The following is a 20762-nucleotide window of genomic DNA, read 5'->3' as shown; positions in this document are numbered from 1 at the left end:
AGCAGCACCGTCTCGATCTCGCCGAGCTCGATCCGCTGGCCACGCAGTTTCACCTGGAAGTCGCTGCGGCCCAGGTATTCCAGCGCAGCACCGTGCCAGCGCACGATGTCACCGGTGCGATACAACCGGGTACCGCCCTCGTGCGCGACGAACCGTTCGGCGGTGAGGGCCGGGGCGCCGAGGTAGCCGCGGGCCAGCTGCACGCCCGAGATGTACAGCTCGCCCGCCGCGCCGAGCGGCACCGGGCACAGTTGCCGATCGGAACGGCGACGACGGCGGTGTCCTGCACCGGATAGTCGGTGACCACGGTGGCTTCCGCGGGCCCGTACCAGTTGATCAGCTGGGCGGCGGGAATGGCGGCGGCGAAGCTCGCCGCGGTCTCGCCGGTGAGCGCCTCGCCCGCGGCGAACACCCGCCGCAAAGTCGGAAGCTGTCCGGTGAGCGCCGGATCCAGGAACGCGTCCAGCATCGACGGCACGAAATGCACCGTGCTGACGCCGTATTCGGCGATCACCCGGGCCAGATAGGCCGGATCGCGATGCCCGTCGGGCTCGGCGACGACGATCGCGGCGCCGGTCTGCAAGGGCCAGAACAACTCCCACGTCGAGATGTCGAAGGTGATCGGCGTCTTGTGCAGCACCACGTCCGAAGCGTCGTGCGGGTAGATCCACTGCGCCCACCGGAATTGGTTCACCATCTGGCGGTGCGTGATCATCACACCCTTGGGGCGGCCGGTGGAGCCCGAGGTGTAGATGACGTAGGCGACGTTGTCCGGCGTGATCTGCGGGTCCGCGAGCGACACCGCCTCCAGCGGAAGGTACAGGGTGTCGACCGCGACGACCGGCACCACGGCATCGGTGTCGAACCCGTCGCCGGTGGTGGTCAGCACGCACGCGGGCGCCGCGGCGTCGAGCACGAACTCGTTGCGCTCGGTCGGATGGTCCGGGTCGATCGGCAGGTATCCGGCACCCGAACGCAGCACGCCGTAGATCGTGACGACCAGATCGATGCTTCGCCGCATGGCCACGGCCACCAGCGATTCCGCGCCGACGCCCCAGCGGGTCAATTCGGCGGCGAGCGCGCGGGAGCGCAGGTCGAGATCGGCATAGGTGAGCGTGACCTCGCCGAAGCGCACCGCGGGCGCGTCCGGTGTCCGCGCCACCTGCGCGTCGAACAGTGCCAGCAGGGTGGTCTCGTCCAGCAGGTCCGGCACGTCGGTGCCGTTGCGGGCGGCCAGTTCGGCGCGTTCCCCGTCGAGCAGCACGTCGATGTCGGCGACGCGGGCCTGCGGGTTGGTCACGAAGCGCCGGATCAGGGCCGAAAGTCGTTGCGCCAGTGCCTGTGCCGTCGCCTCGTCGAACAGGTCGCGCAGGTACTTCACCGACACCCGCAGTTGGCTGTCGAGCACCACCATGACGGTCAGCGGATAGTGCGTCCCGTTGACCGCGCCGACGCCGGTGATATTCATACCGTCGATCGCGCTGGCCTTCTCCAGTCCCTCCCGATCGACGGGGAAGGACTCGAACACCACCAGGGAGTCGAAAAGCCCTTCCACACTGACGGTTTCCTGGATATCGCTCAGGCCGAGATAGTGGTGATCGAGCAGTCCGGCCTGTTCGGCTTGCAACTGGCGCAGCAGACCGCCGAGGGTGTCGGTCGCCCCGAGCCGCACCCGCACCGGGATCGCGTTGAGGAACAGGCCGACCATGCTCTCCACGCCGTCGAGCTGCGGCGGCCGGCCGGACACGGTGGCGCCGAAGACCACGTCGTCGCGGTCGACACTGCGCCCGATCAGCAGACCCCAGGCCGCCTGCACCACGGTGTTCACCGTGACGCCGAGCCCGGAGGCGAGGCGGGTGAGCGCGGTGGTGTCGGCCGGAGCCAGCTCGAAGCCGACTTCGCCGACGCCCGCGGAGATCTCGCGCCCGGGGTCGACCGGTGCCAGCGGCGTCGGCTCGGTGACACCGGCCAGCGCCGCACGCCAGGCGTCGCGGGCCGCGTCGGCGGGCTGCGCGCTCAGCCAGGCGAGATAGTTCCGATACGACGGCACCTTGGGCAGGTGCCGGGCGTTGCCGCCGAGCGCGTACAGCGTCAGCAGGTCCTTCATCAGCAACGGCATCGACCAGCCGTCGATCAGGATGTGATGGCTGGTGACCAGCAGGTGGTAGCTGTCGGCCGCCGAGCGGATCAGCGCGAAGCGCAGCAGCGGGGCGGTCCGCATATCGAAGTGGTCCGCGAGGTCGGCCGCCTTGATCCGGTCCAGCTCGGCGGCCGCGGCGCCCGGCTCCACCTGCGCGAGATCGATGAACCGCCACGGCACGTCGAGCGAATCCTGCACGATCTGCAGCGGTTTGCCCTCCGCGTCCTCGGCGAAGGCGACGCGCAGGTTGTCGTGCCGGTCGAGCACGGCCTGCGCGCAGCGATGCATCCGGGTAGCGTCCACCGCGCCACCGAGGTCGAGCACGAACTGGGTGGTGTAGGCGTCGATCGAGGACTCGGCCAGCAGCGCGTGGAACAGCATGCCCGACTGCAGCGGCGTCACCGGCCATACGTCGGTGAGGTTCGGGTAGGCGGCGGCGAGCCGGTCGATGCCGGTCTGGCTCAGTCGGACCAGACCGAAGTCCGACGGCGTGAATCCGCCCGCGTCCGGCTGCAAGCCGTGCTCGGCCAGCCCGCCGAGCGCCCGGATCCAATGCTCGGCAAAGGTTTTCACCTCGTCGGCGGTGAACGCCGCAGTGGCGTAATCGAATCGGGCGAGCAGTCCGTCGTCGGTGGCGTCGACGGTCAGGTCGAGCAGCAGATCGTCGGCGGCGATATCGGTGTGCACCCGGGCCGGGCGCAGATCCCGATAGCGCAACGCGAATCGGCCACGCCCGAGCACGCCGAGCTCGTCCGCGGTGTCGGCGTTGAGATAGCGCAGCAGGCCGTAGCCGACGCCCTGCGAGGGCACCGCACGGCGCGATTCCTTGATCTGGGCCAGAGCCGCGCCCGCGGCGGGGCCGCCGACCAGTGCCTCGGCGGTATCGATCCTGTTGAGCCGCAACGGCAGCGGGTACTCGGTGGTGAAGCCGCCGACCATGCTCTCGTCGGCGTTGGTCGCGCAACGCTGATCGGCGGACAGCCGGATCAACGAACCGACGGCGCGCGTGACGGACTCCTGCGCTGAGGTCTGCAACGCCAGCGCGACCGCGGTGAGCAGCACGTCGTCCACGATGGTGTGGTAGGCCGCCGCGACGGCAGCCACCGCGGCGGCGCCCTCGGCGGTGATGGCCAGCGAGACCCGGCTGCGGGTCCGCAGATCCAGTTGATCGGTGTCGGTGTCGGCATCGGTGGGCACAGCCCCCAGTGCCCGCTCCCACCAGCCCAGCTCACCGACGGTGCGCAGGTCATGCGCCCGCGTCGACAATGCCCGGATCAGCACCCCGAGACCGGATTCCGGCGCGGCGGGGGCGGCATGCCTGCCCCGGCTCCACGCGGCGGTCAACTGATCGACGATGGTGCGCCACGAAATGTCGTCCACGACAAGGCCGTTGGCGACCACGATCAGCGTCGACCGGCCTTCCGGCCCGCCGGTCAGCACGAAGTGGATATTGCGTCCGTGTTCGGGATCCAGCGCCGCGGCGGCGGCCTGCACCACGTCGTCGATCGGCAGCGACGTTTCGCCGTGCTGCGGATCCAGCCTGCGGAACGCCTCGCCGGTGCGCTCGTCGACCGGCGGGATGCGCAGCACAGGGACCTCGCCCGCGCGATCGAGCCGCACCCACAGCATCGGATGCTGGTCGAGCACCTTGCCCACCGCGGCATGCACGGCCTCGACGGCGCAGCTGTCCGGCACGTCCAGCGCGATGGCGCGCACCTCGACGCCGACGTCGAGCAGCCGGGCCGCGTGCGGTGTCAACGGCAGGTCACCGGATTCGTCGCCCGGACCGTCCTCGACCACCGCGACCCGGGCCAGCGCCACGACCGTGCGCGACTCGAAAACCGCACGGGGCGTGAAGGTCACGCCACGGGCGCGGCAGCGCGATACGACCTGGATGGAGACGATACTGTCGCCGCCGAGCGCGAAGAAATCGTCGTCCAGCCCGACCCGGTCGAGGCCGAGCACCTCGCCGATCACCTCGGCGATGGCCAGTTCCGCCTGGGTCTGCGGCGCGCGATAGGCCGCGGTCGCCAGCGCAGGTTCGGGCAGCGCGCGCCGATCCAGTTTGCCGACCGGCGTCAACGGGATCTCGTCGAGTTCGACGATGGCGGTCGGCACCATGTATTCCGGCAGGACCGCGCCCAATTCCTCGGTGAGCGCGGCGATGTCGAGGGTGGCGCCCTGCGCGGGCAGCACATAGGACACGAGCATCGTGGCGCCGGAACCGGATTCGCGTCCGACGGTGACCGCGAATTCGACACCCGGTTGCCCGGCCAGCGCGGCGTCGATCTCGCCGAGTTCGATCCGGAAACCGCGCACCTTCACCTGGAAGTCGTTGCGGCCCACGTACTCCACCTCGGGCGCAGCGCTGCCACGCCGCCAGCGCACCACGTCGCCGGTGCGGTAGAGCCGCTCGCCCGGCGCACCGTACGGGTCGGCGACGAAGCGCGCCGCCGTGAGGCCGGGCCGCGCGTGGTAGCCGCGGGCCAGCTGGATGCCGCCCAGATACAGTTCGCCCGCAACGCCTTCGGGCACCGGGCGCAGTCTGCTGTCGAGCACCAGCGAACGCATGCCGCGGATCGGGCCACCGATGGTGACCGGTTCGCCCGGGCGCAAGGCATCGCTGATGTTGGTCATGATCGTGGTCTCGGTCGGCCCGTAGCCGTTGTGGAAGCTCCGCTGCCCGTCGCCCGCCCACTTGGCCACCAGATCGGCGGGCACCGCTTCCCCGCCCGCGACGATCGCCCGCATGCCGGACAGGGCGTCCGGGTCCAGCGAAGCGAGCACCGACGGGGTGAGGAAGGCGTGCGTGACCTGCTCCTCCTGGATCAGGCTCGCCAGTTCGGCGCCGCCGAAGGTGAGCGGCGGCGCGACCACCAGCGCGCCCGCCGAACCCAGCGCGAGCAGCAGCTCGAGCATCGAGGCGTCGAACGACGGCGAGGCGAAAGCCAGTGCGCGGGTGGACTGGTCGAGCTGATAGCGCTCTACCTGCTCGGCACTGAAATTGGCCAGGCCCGCGTGCGTGACCACCACGCCCTTGGGCAGGCCGGTGGAGCCGGAGGTGTAGATCACGTACGCGGCGTTGCTGCTGCGGATCGGGCCGTGCCGCTCGCTGAAGCTGATCGGCCGGTCGGAGCGGGACGCGACGTCATAGGTGAAGTCCCGGTCGTCGAGTACCAGCCACGGCCGTCCGCCCGCCATCGCGGGCAGCGTGCCGAGCTCCGCGGTCAGCGTCACGCCGAGATACGCCTGCGAGTCGGTGACCATGTGCGCGATGCGCTCGGCCGGATAGGTCGGATCGATCGGCACCAGCGCGGCGCCGGTCTTGGCCACCGCCCACAGCGCGAGCACCGATTCGACCGAACGCCGGATAGCCACCGCGACCAGCACGTCCGGCCCGGCGCCGCGATCGATCAGTGAGCGCGCCAATTGCGAAGAGGCGGCGTCGAGTTCGACGTAGCTGAAGGTACGCCCGTGCACCACGATGGCGGGACCGGTGGGGTTACGGGTCACCGCCGAGGCCATCAGCTCGGCCAGGGTGCGCGGCGGCACGGCCTCGACGCCCGCCCGAGAGATCAGGTCGGCGCGCTCCGAATCGTCCAGGATCTCCAAGTCACCGACCGCGATACCGGGATCCTGCGCGACCGCGGCGAGAATCCGGCGGAACCGGCGTCCGAAATCGGTGACCGTCGCCTCGTCGAACAGGTCACGGGCATAAGTGAATTCGGCGGCGAGGCCGGCCTCCGCGCCTGCCTCGGTGCGCTGCTCGCGCAGGGTGAGCAGCAGATCGAATTTGGCGGTGTCCGCGGCCGGATCGAGCGCGGCGAAACTCAGCCCGGGCAGCTCGAAGCTGGTGGCGGCGAGGTTCTCGAAGGACAGCGCCACCTGGAACAGCGGATGCCGCCCGGCGGAACGCTGCGGATCGAGCACCTCGACCAGCCGCTCGAACGGGGTGTCCGCGTTCGCGAAGGCCCGCAGATCGGTTTCCCGGTTCGCGGCCAGCAATTCGGTGAACCCGAGTTGCGGTGCGACCCGGGTGCGCAGCACCAGGGTGTTGACGAACATGCCGATCAGGTCGTCGAGTTCGGCCTCGCCGCGGCCCGCGATCGGGGTGCCGACCACGACGTCCTCGGTCCCGGACAGGCGGGCCAGGAACACCGCCAGCGCGGTGTGCACGACCATGAACAGCGTGGCGTTGTGCCGCTTGGCCACCTCGACCAGCGCGGCGTGCACGTCGGCGTCGACGACGAAGTGGGTCTTGCCGCCCGCGAAGCTCTGCGCGGGCGGGCGCGGGCGATCGGTCGGCAGATTCAGCTCGTCCGGCAGGTCGGCGAGTTCGGTCGTCCAATAGGCGAGTTGGGTGCCCGCGACGGAATCGGGGTCGTCGTCGGCGCCGAGCACGGTGCGCTGCCAGAGCGCGTAGTCGGCGTACTGGATCGGCAGCGGCGACCAGGCCGGCGCCTCGCCCCCGCTGCGGGCGGCGTAGGCCAGCATCAGATCTCGCGTCAACGGACCCATCGACCAGCCGTCGGCACTGATGTGATGCGCGACGAACACCAGGACGTACTCGCTGCCCGCGAGCTGGAACAGCCTGGCGCGGAACGGCACCTCCATGGTGACGTCGAAACCGGCGGCGACGATGCGCTGCACCTCGTGCGCGACCCGCTCCTCGCCGATCTGGGCGGGCGCCAGGTCGACCAGCACCTCGTGCGGCGCGAGGATGCGCTGCTGCGGGCCGTCCAGCGTCTCAGGGTAGACGGTGCGCATGATCTCGTGCCGGGCGACCAGGTCGGTGACGGCCTGCTGCAACGCGTCGACATCCAGGTCGCCCGACAGCCGGATGGCCACCGGGATGTTGTAAACGGCCGCGGCGGTGTCGAACTGGTTGAGGAACCACATCCGCTGCTGGGCGAAGGACAGCGGAATATGGTCGGGCCGTGGCTGCGCGACGAGCGGCGTGCGGGTGCGCTCGCCCGCGAGGTGCTCCACCTTGATCGCGAGTCCCGCGACGGTGGCGGCCTCGAACAGCGCGCGCACCGGTACCCGGGAATCCAGCGCCGCACCGATACGCGCCGCGACCTGGGTCGCCAGCAACGAATTACCGCCCAGAGCGAAGAAATCGTCGTCCGCGCCGACCCGTTCGACACCGAGCACCTCGGCATACACCCCAGCCACGATCTCCTCGATCGGCGTCGACGGCGCACGGAACACCTGCGCCTCGAACTCCGGCTCCGGCAACGCCTTGCGATCCAACTTACCGTTCACATTCAACGGCAAACGATCCAAAACCACGAACGCCGACGGCACCATGTACGACGGCAAACCCACACTCAGCGCCGACTTCACCTGCGCCACATCGAGACCCGCGGGCGCGGCACCGGCCGCCTCGGCGGCCTGCGCGGCGAACGACGCGGCTTGCACGGCGAACGAGGTGGCGTTCGCAGGCGCGGCCGAAGGCTGAGCGGCGACCAAGTAGGCCACCAGCCGATCGCCCGTTTTGGCGTCGGATCTGGCGAGCACCGCAGCCTGCGCGATCTCGGGCAGCGCCAGCAGCGCGGCCTCGATCTCACCTAGTTCGATCCGGAAGCCACGGACCTTCACTTGAAAGTCGGTGCGCCCCTGATATTCCAGCTCGCCCCCGGTGCGCCGAGCCACCAGATCGCCGGTGCGATACATCCGCGCACCGGGCTCGAACGGGTTGGCCACGAACCGATCCGCCGTCAGATCCGCCCGGCCGAAATAGCCACGCGCCAATTGCGCACCGGCCAAGTACAGCTCACCGGAGACGCCGACCGGTACCGGACGGAGCCTGCTGTCGAGCACGTAGGCCCGGCTGTTCCACTCCGGTGTGCCGATGGGCACGACGGCCTGGTCGGCCTCGGTGACCCGATGCCGGGTGATCGACACCGCGGCCTCGGTCGGCCCGTACAGGTTGTACAGCGCCACCTCGGGCTGCGCGGCCAGGAAGCGTTGTGCCAGCGCGGCGGGCAGGGCCTCGCCGATGGCGAGCACCCGGGTCAGCGGCAAGGGCTGAGCCGAGGCCGCCGTGCTGGTATGCACCAGGAGCGCGTCCAGCATGGACGGGACGACGTGCAGCGTCGTCACCGCCTCCCGGATGATCAAGTCGTTGAGATAGGCGGGGTCACGGTGTCCATCGGGCGCGGCGATCACCAGCTTGCCCGCGCAGACCACCGCCGACCAGAACTCCCACACCGAGAGGTCGAACGTCGCGGCCGTCTTGAGCAGCACGGCGTCGTGCCCGGACAGACCGAATTCGGCGACCTTCCACTGCAATTGGTTGGCGATCGCGGCGTGCGACACGGCGACGCCCTTCGGCCTGCCGGTCGAGCCCGACGTGAAGATCACGTACGCGGTATGCTCGGGCCGCAGCGGCGCGACCCGCTCGGCGTCCGCGAGCGGTCCGCTGGCGAACGAACTCAGCACCAGGTCGTCGAGTCGCACGACCGGTGCGGCGGCGGTGTCGAATTCGGCGTCGGCATTGGTCAGCACGCAGACCGGCGCGGCCGTCGCCAGAATGTAGTCCGTGCGCTCGGCGGCCTGGTCCGGGTCGACCGGCACATACGCGCCACCGGCTTTGGCGACCGCGTACATCGCGACGACCAGGTCCACCGATCGCCGCAAAGCCAGCGCCACTCGGGACTCCGGTCCGACGCCGCGCGAGATCAGGTATCGGGCAAGCCGATTCACGCGCGTGTCGAGTTCGACATAGGTCAGCTCGTGCCGCGAGCCATCGGGCAGGTCGGCGACCACGGCGACCGCCTCCGGTGCGGCGGCCAGTACCGACCGGCGCAGGAACGACGGCAACGTGGCGGCCGGATCGATCCGGTGCGCCGTATCGTTCCATGCCGACAGCACCGAATGCTGTTCCCCGGGAACAAGAATGTCGATGTCGCCGACCGGCGTGCCCGCGTCGGCGACCACCGCGGCCAGGACCTGCGTCAATCGTGCCGCGAAGCCCTGCACCGTGGCGGCGTCGAAAAGATCGGTGGCATAGGTGAAGAAGCCGCCGATGCCGGTGGGCGCACCGGATTCGTCGTAGCTGTCGCCCACGATCAGATGCAGATCGAACTGCGATACGTCGAGATCGGCATCGACGCCGGCCACCGTGAGGCCCGGCAATTCGAGTGCGGTGTGCGCGATGTTCTGGAACGACAAGCCCACCTGGAACAGCGGATGATGCGCCGTCGAACGCGGCGGATTCAGCACCTCCACCAAACGCTCGAACGGAATATCCGCGTGCGCGAACGCCTGCAGATCGGTGTCGCGCTGGCGCGCGAGCAGATCGGTGAACGATTCTGCGCCGTCCACGGTGCTGCGGAACACGACGGTGTTGACGAACATGCCGATCAGATCATCGAGTTCACGCTCACCGCGACCCGCCACCGGCGTGCCGATCGCGATGTCCCCCGTACCGGACAACCGGGCGAGCAACACCGCGAGCGCCGTGTGCACCACCATGAACAACGTCGCACCGTGGGCCCGGCCCAACTCCACCAAACCGGCATGAGTAGCCGCATCGACCCGCACATCGACCCGCGCACCAGCCATCGACGCGATCGCCGGACGCGATCGGTCCGTCGGCAACTCGAGCAGGTCCGGCAATCCGGACAGTTGCGTTCGCCAGAAGTCGATCTGTTGCGCCGCAATCGATTCCGCATCGGACTCAGCACCCAGCACCGCACGCTGCCACAACGCGTAATCCGCGTACTGCACCGGCAACGGAGCCCAACCCGGCGCCTCACCCGCGCTCCGCGCGGCATAGGCGACCATCACGTCACGCACCAGCGGACCCATGGAGGACGCGTCCGCAGCGATGTGATGCACCACCACCGCGAGCACATGGTCGGATTCGCTGGCACTGTCGGTGATCTCGAGCAGCCGGACCCGCAGCGGCACTTCACCGGTGACATCGAACGGAGTGGACGCCAGGGCATACACCTCGGCCGGTACCGCTGCCGCGGTCACCGGACGCGCGGCGACATCGAGGGCCACCCGGCTCGCGGGCAGCACCACCTGCACCGGACCGTCGGAGGTCTCCGGGTACACAGTGCGCAGCACCTCGTGCCGGCCCACCACATCCTCGAGCGCGGCACCCAGCGCCTCGACATCCAGCGCCCCGGTCAACCGCAGGGCGAACGGCAGGTTGTAGGCGGCGGAGCCGACCGACCCGTCATCGGACTGATCGAAACGGTTGAGGAACCACATCCGCCGCTGCGCCAGCGACAGCGGCAGTTCCGCCGGACGCTCGATGCTGCCCAGCGGGATGCCGCGCGCGGCATGGGTCTGCGACTCGATCGCGGCGGCCAGCGCCTGCACCGTCGGCGTCTCGAACAGCGTGCGCACCGGCACCCGGGCATCGACCGCGGCGCCGAGCCGCGCGACGACTTGGGTGGCGATCAGCGAATTGCCGCCGAGAGCGAAGAAATCGTCGTCGACCCCGACCCGGCTCAGGCCGAGCACCTCGCCGAACACCTCGGCGACGATCTCTTCGACCGGCGTCGCGGGAGCACGGAATTCGCGAGCGGCGAAGGCCGGTTCGGGCAACGCCTTGCGGTCGAGCTTGCCGGACGGGTTCAGCGGCAACTCGTCGAGGACGACGATCGCGGCCGGAACCATATATGCCGGAAGGGTTTCGGCGACAGCGGCCAGCAACACCGGCGGTTCCACGGACGCGCCGGGCGCGGGTACCGCGTAGGCCACCAGCTGGTCCCCCAGCGTCGACTGGCTGACCAACGCAACCGCCTGACTCACCGAAGGCTGTGCCAGCAACGCCGTTTCGATCTCACCCAACTCGATCCGCTGACCGCGGAACTTGACCTGGAAGTCGGTGCGGCCGAGGTATTCCAGCCGATGCGACCGGCCCGCGCTGCCCGCCCGCCACACCACCAGGTCGCCGGTTCGGTACATACGCTCGCCGAAACCGAACGGATTGGCCAGGAAGCGATCCGCGGTCAGGTCCGGCCGCCGGACGTAGCCGCGCGCCAGCTGATCGCCTGCGAGGTACAGCTCGCCGGGTACACCCGCGGGCACCGGGCGCAGCCGGGCGTCGAGCACGTAGACCTGGGTGTTCCACTGCGGCAAGCCGATCGGCACCGAGCGGCTGTCCGAGCCGTCGGCGGGCCAGTAGGTCACCGACACCGCGGCCTCGGTCGGCCCGTAGAGATTGTGCAACTGCGCCTGCGACACCGCGCCGAAGGCGGCGACGGTCTCCGGGGGCAGCGCCTCGCCGATCACGAAGACCTCGCGCAGCGTCGGCCCCGCGTCGGCGGCCGCGTGCGCGGCGAAGACGGTCAGCATCGAGGGCACGAAGTCGGTGACCGTCACTCGTTGCGCGGCAATGGTTTCCGCGACGTAGGCGGGATCGCGATGGCCGTCGTGGGTGGCGACCACCAGGGTGGCGCCGGCCCGCAGCGGCATGAAGAAGCCCCACAGCGACACGTCGAACGTGGTCGCCGTCTTCTGCAGGTACACATCGTCGGGGCCGAGCGGGTACTGCGCCAGCATCCAGTCGATCTGGTTGTGGATCGCCGCGTGCGAGACGGCGACGCCTTTCGGCCGTCCCGTCGAACCGGAAGTGAAGATGACGTAGGCGGGGTGCTGCGGCAGCACCGCGCGGCGCAATTCGTCCGGGCGCACCGGACTGCCGTCGAAGGCCGCGGTGTCGATCTCGTCCAGCCGCAGCACCTCGATGCCGTCCGGCACCTGGATCGCATCCGCCGCGGTGGTCAGCACGCAGGCGGGCTGGGCGGTGTCGAGGATATGCGCGATCCGCTCGGCCGGATGGTCCGGATCCAGCGGCACGTACGCGCCGCCCGCCGTCACGATCGCGTACATGCCGACGACGAGGTCCACGGATCGCCGAATCGCGAGCCCCACCAACGATTCCGCGCCGACACCTCGGTCGATCAGCAGCCGGGCGAGGCGGTTGACCCGATCATCGAATTCGCGATAGCTCGAAGCAGCGCCTTCGTAGACCAGCGCGGTGGCGGACGGGCGCGCCGCGACGGTCCGGCGGTAGCCGTCGAGCAGCAGCTCCGGCGCCACCGCATGCCTGGTCTCGTTCCAGCCGTACAGGATGCGCTCGCGCTCGGCGGGATCCAGCAGGTCGATGTCGCCGACGGCCCGTTCCGGCTTTGTCACGACCGCGGCGAGCAGCCGGTCCAAACGATGCGCGAATTGCGCGATCGTCGCCTCGTCGAACAGGTCGGTGGCGTAGGTGAACTGGGCCGAGAAGCCGGACTCGGTCTTGGGCACCACGGTCAGCTGCAGATCGAACTTGGCCACCGCACCGTCGAATTCGACCGCTTGCGCGGACAATCCGGGCAGTTCGACCTGCGCCTTGTTCATGTTCTGGAAGAACAGCGCCACCTGGAACAGCGGGTGATGCGCCTGCGAGCGCACCGGATCGAGCACCTCGACCAACCGCTCGAACGGCAATTCGGCGTGCGAGAACGCCGCGAGGTCGGTCTCTTTCGTCGCCGCGAGCAAGTCGGTGAACGAGGCGCCGGGATCGATCTGTGTGCGCAGCACGAGGGTGTTGACGAACATGCCGATGAGGCCGTCGAGTTCGCGCTCGCCCCGGCCCGCGACCGGTGTGCCGATGGTGATGTCGGCGGTCCCGGTCAGCCGGGCCAGCAAAGCCGCGAACGCGGTGTGCACCACCATGAATTCCGAAGCGCCCGCGTGCTGGGCGAGTTCGGTGAGTCCGCGGTGTACCGCGGCGCTCACTTCGAAGGTGTACTCCGCGCCCGCGCCGGAGGCGACAACCGGACGCGGGCGGTCCGCGGGCAGATCGATGCGGTCCGGGATGCCCGCCAACGCGTCGCGCCAGTAGGCGATCTGCGCGGCCGCCACCGAATCCGGATCGCGCTCGTCGCCGAGCACCTCGCGCTGCCACAGCGTGTAATCGGCGTACTGCACCGGCAACGGCGGCAGCGCGGGCGGCGCGCCGTTGCGCCGGGACAGGAACGCGCCCAGCAGATCACGCAGGAACGGGGCGACCGACGCGCCGTCCGCGGCGATGTGGTGCACCACCACCACGACCACGTGCTCATTCGCGGACAGCTCGGCGAGCGCGAGGCGCAGCGGCACCTCGGTGGCGACGTCGAAACCACGCAGGGCGAACTCGCGCAGCCAGTCGGCCAGTTCGGATTCGGCGAGCGGCTTCGGCGCCAGGTCCGCAACCGCCTCCGCGACAGGCAGAATCACCTGGTAGCCGGTGCCGTCGATGGCCGGGTACACGGTGCGCAGCGTCTCGTGCCGCTCGATCACGTCGGTGATCGCGGCCTGTAGCGCGCCGATGTCCAGCGCGCCGGTGAGCCGGATCGCGAACGGAATGTTGTTCGCCGCCGAGGCCGGATCGAACTGGTTCAGGAACCACATCCGCTGCTGCGCCAGCGACAGCGGGATGTGTTCGGGTCGTTCCATCGGGGCCAGCGCGCGCCGGTCCTCGGCGCCCTTCAACGGCTCCAACCGCTCGGCCAGGCCTGCCACCGTAGGGGTTTCGAAGATCAACCGGGCGGGCACCCGGGCCGACAGCGCCGTGCCGAGCCGGGCCGCCACCTGCGTCGCGATCAGTGAATTGCCGCCGAGCTCGAAGAAGTCGTCGTCGGCGCCGACCGGCGCACCGGGACCGAGCACCTCCGCGAACACATCCGAGACCAGTTCTTCCAACGGCCCAACGGGCGCGCGGAAGATCTTGGTCTGCAAGCGCGGTGCGGGCAGCGCGGCCCGATCCAGCTTGCCGACCGGGGTCAACGGGATGGTGTCGAGCACCATGACCACCGTCGGCACCATGTGCGCGGGCAGGCTCTGCTCGGCGAACGCGGCCAGCTCGGCGGCGTCCGCGGCGTTTCCGGGCGCGGCATGCACATAGGAGACGAGAATCGTGGCGCCGGTGTCCAGGTCGTGTCCGACGGTGACCGCGAAGTCGACCGTCTCGTGCGCGGCGAGCACCGCGTCGATCTCGCCGAGTTCGATCCGGAAGCCGCGAATCTTCACCTGGAAGTCGTTGCGGCCCCGGTATTCCAGCTCGTTCCGGTCGTTCCAGACCACCAGATCGCCGGTGCGGTACAGCCGGGAACCGCTGGCATCGAACGGATTCGCGACGAACCGAGCGGCCGTCAGCGCCGGACGGTCGTGGTAGCCGCGCGCCAATTGCGCGCCCGTGATGTACAGCTCGCCGACAGTGCCGACGGGCACCGGCACCAGCCGCTCGTCCAGTACGTACTCGGTGACGGCCCGGATCGGCCCGCCGATGGTGATCGGCGCGTCCGGCACCAGCGGCGCACTGATATTCGTCATGATCGTGGTCTCGGTCGGTCCGTACCCGTTGAAGAATTCCCGAGCCCGGCTGCCTGCCACCGGTATCACCCAGCGCCGCACCAACTCCGGCGGGCAGGCCTCGCCACCCGCGACCACTACGCGCAATTCGTCCAGCCCGGCCGGTTCGACGGAGGCCAGCGCGGCGGGCGTGATGAACGCATGTGTCACCCCGGTGCGGCGCAGCAGAACGGCCAGTTCCTCGCCACCGAACACCGTCGGCGCCGCGATCACCATCGTCGCCGCACCACCCACCGCGAGGAGCAGTTCCAACACCGACGCGTCGAACGACGGCGACGCGAAATGCAGTGTCCGCGAAGCACTCGTCACCTGGTACCGCTCGCGCTGCTCATCGCAGAAACTCGACAGACCGGCCTGCGTGACGACCACGCCCTTCGGCTTACCGGTGGAGCCGGAGGTGTAGATGACGTAGGCCGGATGTTCGGCGCGCAGCGGCCGCACCCGATCGACGTAAGTCACCGGGTCGGCCGGGAACTCCTCCAGCCGCCGGGCGCACTCGGCGGTATCGATGGGCAGCCAATCGACCCGGTCGGGCAGATCGGCGCGCACGCCCGCGACCGTGAGGCCGAAGACGGCGCCGGAGTCGACGACCATGTGCTCGACGCGGTCGGCCGGATAGTTCGGGTCCACCGGGAGGAAGCCGGCGCCGGTCTTGGCCACCGCCCAGACCGCGACCACGGAGTCGATCGAGCGGGGAATGCCGACGGCGACCAGGTCCTCGGGGCCGATGCCGCGCTCGATCAGCAGGCGAGCCAGCCGCGTCGACCGCTCATCGAGCTCGGCGTAACTCAGTTCGGCCAGGACGCCGGTGGCGTCGGCGTAGGTGACGCCGAGGCCGCTCGGGTTGGCTTCGACGGCGGTCGCCAACAGCTGCGGCAGGGTGGTGACGCGCGGGCGCCTGGTCCGAGTCGGTCGAACGCGTGCCGGGCGGGTCATGCGCACACCGCTGCACGGGTCTCGTCACTTCGCTGCCCGACCGACCGAACCATGAAGATGCCTCACCCTGCCTGTTGTCGCCGCATTTCCGCCTAGCTGGCCCCCGCCCCCATGATCATCGAACGCGTGCCCGCCCATCGTTACCGAAGGAACCGGCCCACGCCGAACACAGCCCGGTGCGACCCCGGGAAAAGGGTAGCGACGAACCACGGGAAACGAGCGCCCGGAACGATTATTCCCTGCCGACGCGAGAATGGTGTCGCGCGCGTCGGCAGGGCATCGTCAGGCCCGGCGACCGAGCAGAACAGCCAGCTGAGGGCCTATCTCGGCGAGCGCTTCCGACGAGGTCATGAGCGCGTGGGTCACCCCGATCGGCCGATCGACCACCTCTCCCGAGACGAATTCGGTCCAGTCGCCCGCAGTGGCGCGAAGCACATCCGTGGGATCGGTGACCGCGGCACTGAAGTACTGGAGTGTGCCGTGGAACACCCCGGGCCGATGCTCGGCGATGAGCTCGGCCGAACGGACCGCGCTGCGGTAGATACTGCGCAACCGTTCCGGGGTGATGGCGACCAACTCCGGCGGGATCATCGCGTGCAGCGCGGCCAGCGCCTGATCGCTCAGGTCGTAGACATCGCCCTGGGCCGCGACGAGGTCCGCGCCGAACCCGAGTTCGGTGAGCGCGCCCCGCAGTGCCGTCCGGAAGCCGACGACATCGGGATTCGGGTGGCTGTCCATCATGGCCAGCAGTTCGACCCGCTGGCCCGCGGCCTGCAGTGCGGTCGCGATCGCGTGGGCCAGCACGCCGCCGAGCGACCAGCCGAGCAGCCGGTACGGGCCCTCCGGCTGCACCGCCCTGATCTCGGCCACGTAGCGACGGGCCAGCGCGGTGATCGACTCCGGCAGCGCGCCGTCCTCGGACAGCGCCGGGGACTGCACGCCGTAGATCGGCTGTGCGGCGGGCAGGTACCGGGTGAACCCGACGTAGGTCCAGGCCAGCCCGTACATCGGGTGCAGGCAGAACAGCGGCGTCTCGGTGCCGCCGGTGCGGATCGGCAGCAGCACGTTCAGCGCGGCGTTGGCGTCGATCTCCCCCGCCGCCCCGGCCTCGATCCGCGCGGCCAGCCCGGCCACTGTGGCGTCGGTGAAGAACCACTGCACGCTCACCGAGCCGCCGGTGACTTCGCGCAGCCGGCCGACCGCCTGCGCGGCGAGCAACGAGTTGCCACCGAGGGTGAAGAAGTCGTCGTCGAGGCCGACGGCGGGCGCGCCGAGCAGTTCGGCGAACACCTGCGCCACCGTCTGCTCCAGTGCCGACTCGGGCGCCCGGTACTCGGCGACGCCGGTGAATTCCGGTGCGGGCAGCGCCTTTCGGTCCAACTTGCCGTTGGGTGTGAGCGGCAGCGCGTCGAGCACGACGATCGCGTCCGGCACCATGTACCCGGTCAGGAACCGGGCCACCTCGGAACGCACGGTCACCGGATCAATTGCCCCTGGCTCAGCGCCGACGACATAGCCGATCAGTCGCTCCCCGTGCGCGTCCGAGCGAACCACCGTGACGGCCTGGCGCACACCGTCGCAGCGCAGCAGCGCCGCTTCGATCTCACCTAGTTCGATGCGGAAGCCACGCAGCTGCACCTGCTGGTCGCTGCGCCCGGCGTATTCGAGCTGGGCCTTGTCGCCGCAGTCGCGCCACCGGCCGACATCACCGGTTCGATACATCCGGGAACCGGGTGCGCCGAACGGATTCGCGACGAACCGGGTCGCGGTCAGGCCGGGCCTGCCGAGGTAGCCGCGCGACAGCTGCGCGCCGACGACATGGATCTCGCCCGGCACCTCCAACGGCGCGGGATGCAACCGCGGATCGAGCACGTAGGCGTCCAGGCCGGGGATGGCCCGGCCGATCACGCTGGCCGCGTCGCGCACATCGCTCTCGCCGAGCGGCAGGAACGACACGTGCACCGTGGTCTCGGTGATGCCGTACATGTTCACCAGACGGGTTGCCGCACCGTGACGTTCGTACCAGGGCTGCAACTTGCGCAGATCCAGTGCCTCGCCGCCGAAGATCACATACCGCAGCGCGAGCTCCGCGGGTTCGGCGGCCCGATCCGCCTCGACCAATTGGTAGAACGCCGACGGGGTCTGGTTCAGCACGGTCACCCGTTCGCGAACAAGCAACTCGCGGAACTGCTCCGGCGACCGGGAGGTCAGGTAATCGACCACCACGACCGAACCGCCGTGCGCCAGCGCGCACCACAGCTCCCAGACCGAGAAGTCGAACGCGAACGAGTGGAACAGCGTCCACACATCGTTCTCGTCGAACCGGAAGAGCGGCTGCGTGTTCGCGAACAGTTCGACGACATTGCGGTGCGCGACACCGACGCCCTTCGGCACACCGGTCGAACCCGAGGTGTAGATCACGTAGGCCAGGTTGTCCGGGTGCAGCGGCGCGAGCCGCTCGGCCTCGAGAATTGGTGCGTCGGCGAATGTGGTTGTCTCGTCGAGCAATACCACCGGCAGTTCCCCGGTGGGCACCGAGTCCCGCTCGTCCGCCGTGGTCAGCACACAGACCGGCGCGGCATCGGTGAGCATGAACTCCAGTCGTTGCGCCGGGTAGGCGGCATCGATCGGCAGGTACGCGGCACCGGTCGCGAGCACTCCGAGCAGCGCCACCGGCAGCTCCTCGGTGCGCGACATGGCCACGGCCACCAGCGTTTCCGGGCCTGCGCCCTGCGCGATGAGCGCCCTGGCCACCTGGTTGGCGCGGGACTGCAACTCCCCGAACGTGAGCGCTCGAGCGCCGCAGCGGATCGCGACGGCGTCGGGGCGACGCCACGCCTGCTCGGCGACGAGGTCTGGCAGCGTGGCCCCCGGTACCCAGGCACCGAGCGAATTCCACTCCGAGAGTACGAGTTCGCGCTCGCCCGCCGCCAGCACGTCGATATCACCGACCACCACCGCCGCATCGGCGGCGACCGCGGTCAAGACGCGCTGGAATCGATCCGCGAAGTTCTGCACGGTCGACGCGTCGAACAGGTCGGTGGCATAGGTCAGGACCGCCGAGATGCCCTGCCGCTCCGGCCGTTCCGCGACGGTGAGTTGGAGATCGAACTTGGCGGGGGTCACCTGCGGATCGATGCCCGCCACGGTGAGTCCGGGTAGCTCCAGCGCAGACTCGGCTAGGTTCTGGAACACCAGCATGACTTGGAACAGCGGATGCCGAGCCGCCGAGCGGACCGGATCGAGCAATTCGACCAACCGCTCGAAGGGCAGGTCCGCGTGTCCGAAGGCCGCGACATCGGTGTCACGCACCGCGGCGAGCAACGCCTCGAAAGTCGTACCCGGCGCGATCTCGTTGCGCAGCACCAGCGTGTTGACGAACATGCCGATCAGGTCGTCGAGTTCGGCTTCGCCGCGGCCCGCGACCGGCGTGCCGATCGCGATGTCGGTGCTGCCGGACAATCGGGCCAGCAGCACCGCGAGCGCCGCGTGCACCACCATGAACAGCGTCGAATTGTGCTGCTGGGCCAGCTGGTCCAGCGCGGCGTGCAACTCGGCGTCGATCTCGAAATCGAGGGTCGCCCCGCGATAGGACGCGACCGCGGGCCGCGGCCGGTCGGCGGGCAGCGCCAGTTCGTCCGGCAGGGCCGCCAGCGCACCGCGCCAGTACTCGGCCTGCTGCGCGATCACGCTCTTCGGATCGTCCTCGGCGCCGAGGACTTCGCGCTGCCAGATGCTGTAGTCCGCGTACTGGACCGGCAGCGGCGCCCAGGTGGGGGCCGCGCCGCCGGTGCGGGCGACGTAGGCCAGCATCAGGTCCCGGGTGAGCGGGCCCATCGACCAGCCGTCTGCGCTGATGTGGTGGGCCACGAAGACCAGCACGTACTCGGCGTCGTCGACCTGGAACAGCCGGGCCCGGAACGGCACCTCGGTGGTGACGTCGAAACCCGTTGCGACGACCCGGTATACGGCGTCGTCGACCTCCGCCCCGCTGATCCGCACCGGCGCGAGGTCCACCATGGCGTCCGGTACCGCGGCGATGGACTGCACCGGGCCGAGTCCGGATTGCGGATAGGTGGTGCGCAGGATCTCGTGCCGGGCGACCAGATCGGTCACCGCCGCGCCCAGCGCGGCGACGTCGAGGTCGCCGGCCAGCCGAATCGCGGCCGGGATGTTGTACACCGAGGATGCGGTGTCGAACTGGTTGAGGAACCACATCCGCTGCTGCGCCAGCGACAGCGGAATCTGTTCCGGACGCGGACCTGCCACCAGCGCCTTGCGACCGCCGCTGCCCGCGTGCTGTGCGACCTTGGCCGCGAGTCCGGCGACGGTGGACGCCTCGAACAAGGTGCGCACGGGCACCCGGGCATCCAGTGCCGCGCCGAGCCGAGCCGCGACCTGGGTCGCCAGCAGGGAATTGCCGCCGAGACCGAAGAAATCGTCGTCCGCGCCGACCTGCTCGACCCCGAGCACCTCGGCGTACACCGTCGCCACGATCTCCTCGACCGGGGTCGACGGCGCGCGGAAGGCTTGTGCCTCGAATTCGGGCTCCGGCAAGGCTTTCCGGTCGAGCTTGCCGTTCGCGTTGAGCGGCAGGGCGTCGAGCAGAACGAACGCCGAAGGCACCATGTACGACGGCAGTTCGGTGCCGAGCGCGGATTTCACCTGCGCCACCTCGATGTCACCGTCGGCAGGCACCAGGTAGGCCACCAACCGGTCACCGGTCTTCGGATCGGATTTCGCGAGGACCGCGGCCTGGGCGATCTGCGGCAAAGCCAGCAGCGCGGCTTCGATCTCACCGAGTTCGATCCGGAAACCACGGATCTTCACCTGGAAGTCGGTGCGCCCCCGGTATTCCAGCTCGCCCGCGGCATTCCAGGCCGCCAGATCGCCGGTGCGATACATCCGTACGCCCGGCTCGAACGGGTTGGCCACGAACCGCTCCGCGGTCAGATCCGGGCGACCGAAGTAACCCCGCGCCAACTGCGCACCAGCCAGATACAACTCACCGGACACGCCTACCGGCACCGGCCGCAGCCGCGCGTCCAGCACGAAGACGTGGCTGTTCCACTCCGGCCCGCCGACGGGCACCGACACCTGGTCATTGCGACCGACCCGATGGTTGGTGATCGACACCGCCGCCTCGGTGGGGCCGTACAGGTTGAACAGCTCCACGCGCGGGTAGTCGCGCAGGAATCGCTGGGCCAGCGCACCCGGCAGCGCCTCACCGATCGCCAGGACCCGCCACAGCGAGGTCGGGAAATCGTTTGTGGCCAACGCATCCAGCATCGAGGGGACCACGTGCAGCGTGGTGACCCATTCG

Annotated in this window: 2 protein-coding genes; both read right to left on the bottom strand. The window is 69.6% G+C overall.

Annotated elements, in window-relative coordinates; translation table 11 throughout:
* Positions 1 to 49 precede the first annotated feature (49 nt).
* Complete coding sequence (locus NBRGI_RS44445) at positions 50 to 15445, bottom strand: amino acid adenylation domain-containing protein (RefSeq protein WP_370627871.1); 15396 nt, start codon at positions 15443 to 15445, stop codon at positions 50 to 52.
* A 276-nt stretch (positions 15446 to 15721) separates the two neighbouring features.
* Positions 15722 to 20762, bottom strand: a 5041-nt coding sequence (locus NBRGI_RS31085) for an amino acid adenylation domain-containing protein (RefSeq protein WP_036561626.1), incomplete at its 5' end; no start/stop codon positions are given.

The organism is Nocardia brasiliensis IFM 10847 (assembly GCF_000710915.1).
Classification (GTDB): Bacteria; Actinomycetota; Actinomycetes; order Mycobacteriales; family Mycobacteriaceae; genus Nocardia; species Nocardia brasiliensis_A.
Note: the sequence above shows the minus strand (reverse complement) of the source record. Positions and strands in the feature narration are given on the sequence as shown.